7 protein-coding genes are annotated in these 13,604 nt (G+C 44.2%); 6 read left to right on the top strand and 1 reads right to left on the bottom strand.

Annotation, left to right across the window (positions count from 1 at the left end):
* Positions 1–541 precede the first annotated feature (541 nt).
* The 6 genes from AC1DWN_RS09545 to AC1DWN_RS09520 all read left to right on the top strand — a co-directional run bounded on the left by AC1DWN_RS09545 (position 542) and on the right by AC1DWN_RS09520 (position 12,459).
* Positions 542–1,495 (top strand): ABC transporter permease, encoded by a 954-nt coding sequence (locus AC1DWN_RS09545; RefSeq protein WP_477558674.1) that lies wholly within the window; start codon positions 542–544, stop codon positions 1,493–1,495.
* 18 nt (positions 1,496–1,513) lie between these two features.
* Positions 1,514–2,413 carry a carbohydrate ABC transporter permease gene (locus AC1DWN_RS09540; RefSeq protein WP_477558664.1) on the top strand — a complete coding sequence of 300 codons (900 nt, stop codon included), beginning with the start codon at positions 1,514–1,516 and terminating at the stop codon, positions 2,411–2,413.
* 40 nt (positions 2,414–2,453) lie between these two features.
* A complete protein-coding gene (locus tag AC1DWN_RS09535) occupies positions 2,454–4,160 on the top strand; it encodes an ABC transporter substrate-binding protein (protein WP_477558663.1) in 1,707 nt (568 codons plus the stop codon).
* 93 nt (positions 4,161–4,253) lie between these two features.
* The gene (locus AC1DWN_RS09530) at positions 4,254–5,537 is read left to right on the top strand and encodes an alpha-L-fucosidase (RefSeq protein WP_477558662.1); all 1,284 of its coding nucleotides are present in this window, start codon (positions 4,254–4,256) and stop codon (positions 5,535–5,537) included.
* Positions 5,538–5,581: 44 nt separating this feature from the next.
* The gene (locus AC1DWN_RS09525) at positions 5,582–7,873 is read left to right on the top strand and encodes a helix-turn-helix domain-containing protein (RefSeq protein ID WP_477558661.1); all 2,292 of its coding nucleotides are present in this window, start codon (positions 5,582–5,584) and stop codon (positions 7,871–7,873) included.
* A gap of 74 nt (positions 7,874–7,947) precedes the next feature.
* The gene (locus AC1DWN_RS09520; RefSeq protein ID WP_477558660.1) at positions 7,948–12,459 is read left to right on the top strand and encodes an S-layer homology domain-containing protein; all 4,512 of its coding nucleotides are present in this window, start codon (positions 7,948–7,950) and stop codon (positions 12,457–12,459) included.
* Between the two features lie 344 nt (positions 12,460–12,803).
* On the opposite strand, the gene AC1DWN_RS09515 is transcribed toward AC1DWN_RS09520, so the two are convergent.
* Positions 12,804–13,466: a hypothetical protein gene (locus AC1DWN_RS09515; RefSeq protein ID WP_477558659.1), complete on the bottom strand. Its 663-nt coding sequence runs from the start codon at positions 13,464–13,466 to the stop codon at positions 12,804–12,806.
* Positions 13,467–13,604 lie beyond the last annotated feature (138 nt).

Genomic DNA, 13,604 nt, shown 5'->3' with positions numbered 1-13,604 from the left:
AGACATATAAAGACAAATAAAGTACCGTCCCCCTTTTTTATAAAAAGAGTGGGACGGTACTTTTTGTTTTGCCGCGCTACTCGTACATCAGCCTTTCAAATAACTCATTAAAATGTGTTTGAGGATGGCTAGCTGTTCTTCGGGAACGAGGTCAGGCTCGACCACAAGAATATTTTTAAGCAAGGATAGTTTTCTGGAAAAAATACCGAATGTATTAACGGTTTTAGTTAAGGTTTTCTGAATGGGAAGATCGGACCGAATCGATCCGTCCTGTATACCTTGCTCGATAATGGTCGCGAAGACGCCGGAGATTTCTTGATGGACGGCATTAAATGACTCAATGTACTATTTTTCTATACCTCGTATTATATCGTTCCATCATTTTAACTACAATCAGGTTTTCGATGAGGATGTGCTTCGAACCCTGTTTTACAACGGCTTATTGGCATTTATTAAGAATTGCGAAGCGCTAAATTCATGCCAATATACAGAAAATAACTTCAATGCTACATTGGAATTGCCCGGGCAATGGCAAACAAACATGACTAATGAAGGTGGGGTGCGAGTGAGAGCTACATTTCAACCAGGATCAAAAATAAAGCGAATACGCAGCAATTGGCAACTGTATGCATTATTTGCCCTTCCGCTCGCATATGTACTGCTCTTTAATTACTATCCGATGTACGGAGCACAAATCGCGTTTAAAAATTTCAATGCCGTGCAAGGCATATGGGGAAGCGAATGGGTCGGCCTTAAGTATTTTGAACGTTTCATACAATCTTATGAGTTCTGGAGAGTTATGAAAAATACGCTGATCCTTAGCTTGTACAGTCTAGTTGTCGGCTTTCMTTTTCCGATCATTTTAGCCTTAGGTCTTAATTATGCGTCTCACCGCTTCTTCAAGCGGTCGGTCCAGATGATTACCTATGCGCCGCATTTTATCTCAGTAGTCGTAATCATAGGAATCATGTTTCAATTGCTCAATCCCCGACTTGGCATAGTTAATCGGATGTTGGAATTATTTGGCTTAGAAACCGTAGATTTCATGGGGAAGCCTGAGCTGTTTAAATCATTATTTGTTTTTTCAGACGTCTGGCAAAATGTAGGATTTGCTTGTATCATTTATCTGGCAGCGCTATCAGGAATTGATCAGGCGCAGCACGAAGCGGCGATTATGGATGGAGCGTCCATTCCGAAACGGATGTGGCATATTGACCTCCCTGGCATTATGCCAGTCGCCATTATTATTTTCATTCTCGGCATAGGCGGAATTATGAGCACGGGCTTCGAAAAAGTGCTGCTTATGCAAAACTCGCTCAATTTGCGGACATCCGAAGTCATTGATACTTATGTATACAAGGTTGGGCTTGTTTCAGCAATGCCGAACTATTCGTACTCTACGGCTATCGGATTGTTTAAATCGGTCATCGGCTTAATATTACTGGTGAGTGTCAATCAATTTGCCAAAAAAATAAACCAGGAAAGCTTATGGTGACGAAATGGGGAGATGGCTATGAAAGGGAACAACAACATCCCACATTCGCTAAGTGATAAAGCTTTTTTGACGGCCAATTATTTGGTGCTGTCCCTGTTTACGCTATCTGTTCTTTATCCGTTAATTTATATTTTAAGCGCATCCTTTAGCTCGACCGATGCGATTATGCAGGGGAAGGTTTGGCTGCTACCAGTTGATCCGACCTTAGATGGCTATAAAGCTGTATTTGAATATCGCGACATCTGGGTGGGGTTCGGAAATTCGGTGTATTATGCTGCAGTTGGAACGGCTTTAAACGTGGTAATGACGATATTAGCTGCATACCCGCTATCCCGTCCGAATCTGGATGGCAAAAAAGTATTTATGCTGCTTTTCGTATTTGCGACGATGTTCAGCGGCGGACTGATCCCAAGCTATATGCTAGTTAAGGATCTTCATCTGCTCAACACGTCATGGGCATTGATTATTCCGGGGGCATTATCGATTTGGAACGCCATTATGATGAGAACCTATTTTAAAACGAGTATTCCAGGTGAACTACTGGAAGCAGCACAAATAGATGGCTGTAATGATGTGAAATATTTGCTGCGAATCGTCATTCCGCTCTCAGGGCCGATTATTGCGGTCATTGCGTTATTTTGCGCCATTGGTTTTTGGAATCAATATTTTGCGGCTGTCATCTACTTGAACGATAAAAGTCTGTATCCACTGCAGCTCATTTTGCGAAATATCTTAATCCAAAATGAAATCGATATGTCGATGCTGTCCGATGTGGCGGAAGTGGCCAGACGAAATGGACTAAGGGAGCTGTTGAAGTATGCGCTTATCGTTGTCGCGTCCGGTCCAATTCTTATCATCTATCCATTTGTACAGAAGCATTTTGTGAAAGGTATTATGATTGGTTCGTTAAAAGGATAAGAAAGATTGGTTATTCATTATGGTGATGGGGGAAATTTCAATGAAGAAAACAGTAGCGATTGTAAGCGTGATCATGATGTTGGCAGTTGGACTTTTAACAGCTTGCTCTGACAACAGCAATGGCAAGGTAGAACCGAAACCGACGGAACAGGCAACAGGAGGCAGCACAAATGTTACGACCGCTGGCCCTTCTGAGCCGGTAACAGCGGCTGGACAATTTCCAATTGTAACGGAGAAAATTACGCTGAAGGTTATGGCACCAGAAAATTCAGGCGTTGAAAATTACGCGACAAACCTCTTTACGAAGGAATTGGAGGAAAAGACGAACATTCATCTTGAATGGGTTATGGTGCCGGAAAAGAATCTGATTGAGAAGCTGAACCTTATGCTTGCCAGCGGAGATTATCCAGACATTCTGCTCGGTATGGGCGTTAACAAAACACAAGAGGTTGTATACGGCGGTCAAGGTGCATTCGTGCCACTCAACGATCTGATAGAAAAGTATAGTGTGGAAACGAAACTACGGATGGAGAAATTGCCGCTCTTTAAAGAATCAATCACTTCACCGGATGGTAATATCTATTCACTTCCTAAAATTAATCAATGCTTCCATTGCACAATGTCACAAAAAATGTGGATATATGAGCCGTGGCTGCAAAAAGTAGGGCTGCAAATGCCAACGACAACCGAAGAATTCTACAACGTGTTGAAAGCTTTTAAAGAACAGGATCCAAATGGAAACAGCAAAGCGGATGAAATCCCACTTATGACATCAGTTACCGGTTGGAACTCTGCATTGGACGACTTCCTGATGAATGCATTTGTATATAACAGCAAAGATCCTAACGCACCGGGCTTATTCGTCAAAGACGGAAAAGTTACAGCTACATTCGACAAACCGGAGTGGAAGGAAGGGCTTTCCTACTTACGCCGACTTTATAAGGAAGGACTTATCGCGCCAGAATCTTTCACTCAGGACAAAAATCAGCTTCTTGCTATTGGAAATAACCCGGATACCGTAATACTTGGCGCATCACCAGGCGGCTTTGAAGGTGAATTTGTGCAGACAAGTGACACGATCAAACGCTGGCTTGACTATAAGGCCGTTCCAGCACTCAAAGGTCCTGCAGGTGTACAGTATTCGGCCTATAATCCAATGGAATATTATTCGGGTCAGTTCGTTATTATGAAGGGCAACAAGCATCCAGAAGCGTCATTCCGCCTGGCTGATATGTTCTACAATTGGGACGTAACCATGAGACTCTCAAGAGGGATGGAAGGCACAGACTGGAAGAAAGCAGATGCTGGTGAAATAGGAATCAATGGTGAACCAGCTATATGGTCAGCAATTCCGCGCGAAAATGATAAGATTCAGAATAGCTTCTGGAACGAGCTGGGACCTATAGACTTGTCTAATGATTTGCGCCTTGGTCAAAGCCAAGCGAAAAACGGCGGGGAGAATTTAGAGGTTATCTTGTTCAACGAAACAAAAAATAATTACGAGCCATACAAGCCGGATGTGAGCATTATCGTACCTCCACTAGTCTTTAATGAGGAAAAAGCAGCCCAAATCGCAGAGCTTCAGAAGACAATTGATGATTATAGAAAAGAGATGCTGGCTCGGTTCGTAACCGGAGATGCAGACTTAGACACGGAATGGGATGGTTATCTCAAAACGTTGAAAGACATGAACCTTGATGCTTATTTGCAAATATTCCAAGACGGTTATGATCAGGCACAAAAATAACCGGATTAAATAGGTGCTTCCTTGGAAGATCAGCTGTTATAGACCTCTCCCAAGGAAGCAAATGTTCTACTGAACTTTTGAGGAGGTATTTAGGTGATTAGTACAGAAGAACGTATGCAGTGGTTTAAAGAAGCACGGTTCGGTATGTTTATTCATTGGGGTATCTACGCGATTCCAGCAAGAGGGGAATGGGTGCAGAATCATGAAACGATCAGCCGCGAACGCTATCAAACTTATTTTGAAGAGTTTAATCCGATCCGTTATGATGCTCGCGCCTGGGCGATAGCGGCTAAAGAAGCGGGCATGAAATACGCTGTTTTAACTACAAAGCACCATGATGGTTTTTGCCTATTTGACAGTAAGCTTACTGAATTCAAGGCGACCAATACACCATGCGGGCGCGACCTAGTTCGTGAATTTGTTGATGCCTTCCGAGCAGAGGGCTTGAAGGTAGGCTTCTATTACTCCCTTCTGGACTGGAATCATGACGATTATCCAACCTACGGCGACTTTTATCATCCTGAACGTTCTAATGAGGCATACAAGAACAAAACGGGCGATTTTAACCGATATGTTGATTATTTACACGGACAAGTGCGTGAGCTGCTGACGAATTACGGTACAATTGATTTGTTCTGGTTCGACTTTTCCTATGAAAAATTAATTGGGGAAGCGTGGCGAGCCACGGAGCTGGCTAATATGATTTATGATTTGCAGCCGAGTATCATTATGAACAACAGACTTGACCATACACTGCTTAAGAATGGCATATCATCGGTTTATGGTGGTGATTTTGCTTCTCCGGAACAAGCGATTCCTACTCGCGAGGTTATGTCTGATATTAATGGGCAGCCGATCGAATGGGAAGCATGTATTACGCTTAACAAACATTGGGGCTATCATGCGACAGATACGGATTATAAGCAATCAAAAGATATTATCCGACTTCTCGTAGACTGCGTTAGCAAGGATGGCAACCTCCTCGTGAATGTCGGTCCCAATGCTAAGGGTGAATTTCCTAAGCAAACCTTGAAAACACTGGCCGAGATCGGGCAATGGATGACCGTTAACGGTGACAGTATTTATGGCTGCAAGGACACCGCTCTGGCCGTACCGGAATGGGGACGGTTCACGCAAAAAGACGGTCAATTGTTTGCGCACATATTCGAACGCGGAATGGGTGCCTATCCATTGAAGGGGCTACGGGGCGAAATCGGCAGGACTCGCTTTGCATGGGACGGGGCAGAAGTACCGTCAGGCGACTCCCACAACGATTATCATACAAAAGAAGATGCACATCTCTTGTTGAGTCATTCCACGCTTCCCGACGATACCGACACTGTTGTTGAAATCGAGCTGCTTGGAGGCAAAGTATAACAAGCGTATAAGCACGAAGCAGAGATAAGGGGGGATGGTTGACTATGACGGCAGAAATCAAGAAACGAAGAAGGCGAATTGCGACAGCATTCTCGGCGTCCTACATCGTTTTGTTGGTTATTCCTATCATTGTAAGTGTCATCGTATATGTCCAAACGGTATCTATAGTTAGGGAAGAAGTTGTTCGCAACAACATGCTTCTGCTCGAACAAGCCAAAGGCATATTGGATCGTCGGATGGCCGAAATCGAATCGGTCGTTCGGCAAGTCGCTTCCGATCCCCGCATCTCATCTTATCAGTTTATGACCAAACCTTTCGAAGGAGCTAATACGTTCAAAACGTGGTATACGGCGCAGCATTTATACGATTACAATACGTCCAATAACTTTATTCTTGATTATTTTGTGCTCTACAAAAACAGTAATATGGTGCTTGGTCACAAGAACGTATATAAGTTCGAGGAGTTTAACAAACAAGTGTTTCACTACACGGATATGGACCAGAGTAAGCTGAATGAGCTGCTATTCACCGACAAGTATAGAGACAGCGTGCTTCCTTCCAACGAAGCGACATACTTCGGTAAAACATATCCGATTATCAGTTACATCCACCCGCTTGACGGCAGCTCATCGAAAGCAGCTATCCTTCTGCTAATCGATAGTCGTGAAATGGTAAAGCTGCTTGAAGGATTCGATTTGTCCTCTGGTGGAGGAGCCTACATAAGAGACAGCAAGGGTCAAACCATTGCTTCGTTATCTAGCGGAGACGGACTTGCTCCGTCCATGCAGGGCATGACCGCCAAAAGCGGAGTTATCGAGCCCTCTTCAAGCAATGGCAACTTGCTTACCACATACACAAGCTCCGAATCCATGGACTGGTATTTTGTCGTGTCCCAATCTCCTGATGTCGTGCTGCACAAAGTAACAGAGATTCGTAAAATTATTTTGGGTCTGTTCATAGCACTATTGGTTATTCTGCTATTGTACTGCCTGTTTACCTACCACCGCAGCAAACCGATCCGCAAGCTGCTACTGCGAATTATGGAGCGTACGCAGCCCGCTATTTCAAGTTCGTTCAGGCCTTATGCGATGATTGAGCAGGATTATTCGCTTCTGGAAGACGATAAGCTGCAGCTGCAGAGGGCATTGACGGAGCAGCTTCCGCTTATTCGCAACTCGTTTTTGCAGCGGTTGCTAAAGGGCGATTTCTCCACGGAATCAGAGCTGAGGGCATTGAAGCGCCATGCAGGGACTGAACTGAATGGCTTATTTTACGCTACCGTTGTCATTAGGCTGCAAAGCTATGAGGGAGAGCTGACATCAGATATTCTCGAAGAGTTGGATATTCGGAAGGTTATGGTGAAGGATGTCCTTGGACTGCATACGTTTGCAGGATGGGCTTGGTATGAAGCCGAGCAGGATAATATCAGCGTCATCATACCACTGAGTGGAAGTGACGTTGAAGAAAGCAGGGAACAGCTGGAGTTGCTTCTAGGTATTCTGCAAGAGCAGATGCACATTAAGCATTCCATATCCCCTGTTTTAGCAGTTGGTGGCATATACCCGGCACTATCTGAAGTGTCTCGCTCTTATGTAGAAGCGAAACAGGCACTAGGATGGGGGCAGCGGGAAATCTCTCAAAAAATATTGTGGCATGATCGATTGCCTGAGCAAAGGTTGGCCTATTACTATCCCCCAGACGTAGAGCTGCGATTGATTCACTTGACCAAAATGGGTGCGTTGGAGGAGGTAGAAGCCCTGCTCGAGAACATCTGCCAGACCAATGAGCGGATGCATCTTGTGCCTGACATGTTCAAGTTTCTTCATTATGAGATGTGGGGCACGTTAGTGAAAATAACGGAGGATACTAGGCAGGAATGCGGTGAAGGAACGGTTGCGCTGCAATTAGGTGCGTTTGAAGCGCATGGCAAGGATATGAGTACCCTGCTACAGGAGCTGAAAGAAACTTACGCTCAGATTGGGAAAGCGATCCATATGCGTAAATCGAACCGTAAATCGGGGCTCAATGAGCAAATCATGGAGTATATCGAAGTGAACTTCAAACGTCATGACTTTTCACTCAGAGATCTGGCTGACAAGTTCAATATGTCGGAATCGTACTTATCCCAGTTTTTCAAAGAGCAGGTTGGTATCAATTATTTTGATTATGTCGAAAGCGCTCGGATGAAAAGCGCTAAGGAAATGCTTATCCGTACGGACTTGCCGATCCAAGAAATTGCAAGTCAAATTGGCTACAATTTATCAAGCACATTTTGCAGAGCATTCAAACGGATTAATGGTGTCAGCGCATCTAATTTTCGTCGTTTAAATACGTGATATAACCGTTCGAACAAGAAATGCAACAATTCTCAAGGGCTCGACTAATAGAAAAATGATGGGAGACTGACGGCATGGCCAAAAAATTAATGATTTGGTTGACGATTGCTAGTTTACTCGTAGTATTATTCCCTGCTCCAAAAAGCCAAGTTAACGCTGAAGGAGCACTTAGTTTATGGACGGAAAATGCAATGATACATGTTTACCGTACCAGTACGATACCTGATGGAGCATCAAACGATATTCATTTCGTTTCGGCAAAAAACGAGTACGAAAACGCCCAAATTGCAGTACGCTATGATCAGCCTTTTGAGATTACGTCCATACAATTCTCGGATTTGGTTTCGGATGCGGGAAGTATCGTAAGCAGCAATTTGAAGTACCATTTCGTTGAGTATGAGTCAAATATTCCTAGAGAACCAGACAAAGTTGCCGAAGTTTTGTATCCGCTTTCAAAAACACCTGACCCACTATCAAATGATGTATCGATAAAGGTCGCAGCTAACAGCACTCAGCCTATATTCATTAATTCTTTCGTTCCGAAAGATGCTGCAGCTGGTATATATTCAGGAACTGCTACTCTGAAAACGACAATCGGAGATTACCCGGTACAAATGACAGTAGAAGTTGCCAATGTCACGATTCCAGATCCGAAGGACTCTGTCTTTACCTCATATAACTGGGCATTTACGAATGGTTATACTTTTGAAAATTATGATATGGGTGAGTATTATTACGGAATTGAAGAAGAGTATAGTCCGGAGTGGTGGGCGCTTATGGACAAATTCGCCACGACAATGGTTGAATATCGCCAGAACATGGTGCTGGTGCGGACGAAGCGTTTGCTGCTTGATGGAGGATCGACCTTAGCGGCTGACGGCACGACGATCGAGACTTTTAACTGGACACTATTTGATCAATTTGTTCAGCTTTTTCTGGATAAAGGTATCCGTTCGTTCGGAGGCGTTCATTTGGTACACGATGTACCACGGCCGGTAATATCCGACGCAACGGATGACTACTTAGAAGCTTTTTTACCTGCATTAAAACAGCATTTAGAGGATAAAGGTTGGACCAACATCTGGTACCAGCATGTGCGTGACGAACCGAGTAATGAAAATTATGACGGTAAGGGGAGTACATCATTAAAGGATTGGGAGTATTTGGCGAAAAAAGTGCAACAATATGCACCCGGTATGAAAACAATGGATGCGGGTGATGCACTTCTGCAGCAATTTCCGGGTCTCGTACACACCTATGTTCCGATTACACCCACGCTTGAGGACAATAAGGAGTTTTATCAAAATAGAATAAAGGATGGTTTTCCGGTATGGGCATACACTTGCGTCGGTCCACAACCACCCTGGCTCAATCGATTTACTTTTCAACCAACGCTCACGGGAAGACTTTTATTCTGGAATTTATTTCAGAATAATGTAACGGGACATTTGCATTGGGGATGGAACGTGTGGTGGCTCGGATTCCTACAGGGCGACAACTCTATTGTCTATCCAGATGCTGCAAATCAGACTGTAAAAAGCTCGATTCGCTATGAAGCCCAACGTGACGGGATCGAAGAGTATGAGCTGCTGAAGATCGTACAAAACACCAACCCAAAATTAGCACAGCAGATCACTGATCAAGCGGTCGCATCACCAACCTCTTACACGCTTGACCCTAATTATGTGAAAACTTTGCACGATTACTTGGTCAAGGCTGCGGCGGGAACGGCATCAATTGAACTGCCGCAAGTTGTATCTCCGTTTAAAACAGACGTACCGGGAACGGTTCTGGTTAACAATAATGATCCAGCCATTCACTACACTGGCAATTGGGTGGCCGATTCAGGAAGACCGTCTGGTAAGGACGTGAACAAGACAGAAACGAACGGTGATTATTTTGAATATACGTTTAACGGCACCGGCATCGATCTTATTACGGAGAAAGGCGCTGAGTTGGGAAAAGTGGAGGTTTATATCGACGGTGTTCTTGATAAAACAGTCGAGGCATACGAAGAGGTGAACTATAGCTTCTTTACTTTATATAGTAAAAGCGGGCTCTCTGCCGGCATGCATACCATTAAAGTTGTAAAGGTAGACGGCATGCTCGCTATGGTGGACGCTTTAAGGGTTTATCCAAAAATTGAGATGGTCACAATTAATGATAATGATCCGTCGATTATTTATAAGGGCAATTTTGGATCTGACGGGAATCGGACGTTTGGCGATTACATGAAGGATGTTCATTATTTAATTGATGTGGGGGACGCTTACGAGGTTGAGTTTGAAGGAACCGGAATTGACATTGTCACTGAGCTGAATACGGATATGGGGCAATTCGATGTGTACATCGATGGTGTTCTGGATCAAACGATCGAATGTTTCAACACTACGAGGTTGGTACAAATTACGGTTTACAAAAAAAGAGGTTTATCACCAGGCAAACATACATTAAAAGCGGTCCATAAAACGGCAGGTAAGATCATGCTTCTTGACGCTTTAAGAATCGAAAAAGTGAACTACGACATCACGAAGCCTGTAACAGCAGCCAGTTTGGATGGGACTGGTAATGACGGTTGGTTTAACAGAGACGTTGCAATGACGTTGACGGCAACTGATGATGTTAACGGTGAAACTAAGTCTGAGTACAGCGCGGATGGCGGTGCTACTTGGATCGTGTATTCAGAACCGGTCTCCTTTGAGGAGGAAGGGGAATATGCCGTTTCATATCGCTCTATTGATGCAGCGGGCAATCTGGAGGAATCCAAGGAGATTAAATTCGCTATAGACAAGACGGTGCCAACCGTGAAAATGTATGGCGGCCAAACGTATTATTTGGATCAGAAAGTATTGGTTGTATGTACGGCTTCTGATGATGGATCCGGATTGGTTGATAGTCCATGTACTTTGCCGCTCTTGTACAAACCTGCTAAGGAAATTGGACTCGGAACACATTCCGTTACGGTGGAAGTACAAGACAAGGCTGGCAATATAAAAACGGAAGTGGTCAGCTATACAATTGAGGAGATAACAGATTCTGGTTCGGGAGCTGTTGCCGGCGTCAGTCTGGATAATCCGCTGCTAACATTGACGGAAGGCGACGCTCCTGTAAATCTTACAGCAACGGTATATCCGTTAAATGCCGTAATTAAAGAGGTTTCATGGAGCTCGGATAATACCGTAGTAGCATCCGTATATAATGGTAAGGTTACACCGTTGCATGCCGGAACAGCAGTAATCACGGTCACAACAGCAGAAGGCAACCATCAAGCTGTAAGCATTGTAACTGTAAAACCAGCGGCTCCAATCTCAGTTGCGGTTACTGGAGTTACCTTGAACATGACGACTATGACGCTGACGGCAGGAGGCGCTCAGGGAACTCTTGTTGCAACGGTGCAGCCAGCCAACGCGTCGAATAAAGGTGTGGTTTGGACTTCAGATAAACCGGGTGTATTGTCCGTACAGAACGGGGTCTTAACTCCGTTAAGCGCTGGAATCGTGACTATAACAGCAACAACGGAGGATGGTGGATTTTTGGCGAAAAGTACAATTACGGTAAATCCAGCGCCGATTGTTACCCCGGATCCGGGACCAGGCAGTTGGTCTCCACCAACAGTTCCGGGCAGCATAACCATTCCAGCCGGAGGATCAGGCACCGCTAACTTAGGTATTGGGGCGAGTGTAATTATTCCAGCTGGTGCGACAAATGAAGAAATGCGCATTACAATAAGCAAGATTCAACTTCCTGAATCTGTTAACGTAGGGCAAATGATATTGGCCAGTCCGGTATTCGAGATGCTTAAAAGTGTAAGAGGCAATTTTAAGAAGGCGGTCACGATCAAGCTTCAATTTGATCCGAGTTTAATAAAGGACGGAAAAGCGGTAATCTTCTATTACGATGAGTCTGCTAAAAAATGGGTGGAAATCGGCGGTACGGTTAGCGGCAATACCATTGAGGCGACTGTTGATCATTTTACCAAGTTCGCAGTGTTCTCTGTAAAGGAAGATACAACTAAGCCGGTAGATCCTCCAAAGCAGGATGTTACTTTGAAAGACATTCAAGGACATTGGGGTAAAGCTAAGATTGAAGAAGCAGTGAATAAGGGAATTGCCAACGGGTATCCGGATCAAACGTTCCATCCCGATGCAACAATTACTCGTACCGAGTTCGCCCAGATGATGGTCAGAGCATTGCAATTAAAAGGTGAGGATAAAGAACTTGTCTTTACGGATAAGGATCAAATTCCAGTATGGGCGCGTAAAGGAGTTAGTCTAGCCGTGCAAGCTGGCTTACTAGAAGGTTATGAGGATGGAACATTCCGTCCCGCTCAGCCCGTTACACGTGCTGAAATTGTGCTGATAGCGGCCAAAGCGTTGAAATTAAACGCGGATACACAAGCGGTGACGGGTTTTGTGGATGATGCAGACATTCCGCAGTGGGCTAAGGCTTATGTGGTCGTGGCCGTTCAGAAAGGAATTGTTGAAGGGCGCGAGAATAATCAATTTGCACCTAAAGATAAGGCGACCAGAGCGGAAGCAATAGTGATAATCCTTCGTTTATTGGAGCAACTAGCAGTGAAGCAGTAACAATAATAATGAGTGTTAGAAAGACGCCTCCGGTGTTACTGTTAGCGCAGTAACACCGGAGGCAACTTCTATTTACAATCTATAGTAATGAATACTATAATTCGATATGTTCTGATAAGAAGTTTGCTTGGGAGAAGAGGACATACATCGGTGAAGACATTAGCAAGCTATTATTTTTTATGGTACCTGACCGCTTCCATTCTTATGCCTTATACGAGCCTTTATTTTAGTGAAAGAGGCTTTAGCCTATGGTTCGCATATTCTTGGTATTAGAAAATCCACAATCGCAAGCGGTTGTGGATTTTTGCTGTCTAATGGCTTGCTTAGAAAAGATAGTTATTAAATTATTTCGCCGCTTCCCATTCACTGATTTGCAGCTTGTACTGAACAAGCAGCTTGCCCAGTGATTGCTTGATAGCTGCGGAATCTTCAGATTGAACCGCTTTCGCAAGCTCGATCTCCGCTCTAATAAAGGCCATATCCGCATCTTTGACTTCTACGGCAACGGTTGTTGCCACGAGAGCGTTCGCAGCTCCTGTTTGATTTAACTTCCCTTCTTTAATGGAGTCGACTTCCACCATTTTAATGGATGAAGTTAGTGACGAAGAGGATTTTCCAGCCATTGTTGAAGAGATTGGGGCTGAAGAGAGTTCAACCTTTTCCATAACAAGTGGTTCCACAGATGTTTTTTCTAGTGTAGTGTACCCCTTCTTTACACTTGCACCGATTGTTTTCTCATACTGCTCCAGTGTCTTCTCCCAGTCACTGAGCGTATCGGGTGCGTACTTTTTGGCTAAGTCCAAAGGGTTAGTGAAGCTGTTAACAACAGAAATAGTCTTAGTTGTATCCGAAGTATTACTGAGTATTACCTTTTGTAAGGTTTGGAATGATGCTGGCTCAGGCGTATTGGATACATTTGATGCGTTCGATATTGCAGGGCCTGTGACAGTGGACAATAGTATGGCGGAGGAAAGGGCAACTCTTGAGATGATTAACTTGTGGTTCATAGCTTCACGCTCCTAATGGGTTTGTCTTACTTGTATTACTTTACAGAATGGGTGTGGCAGAACATTGGTGTATTTGTGGAAAAACAATGGCACAGCCCAAATGGAATCAGCGTCTTGGTATACAGCGTCTTGGTATAC

This window comes from Paenibacillus sp. P4_A7 (assembly GCF_056402455.1).
Note: the sequence above shows the minus strand (reverse complement) of the source record. Positions and strands in the feature narration are given on the sequence as shown.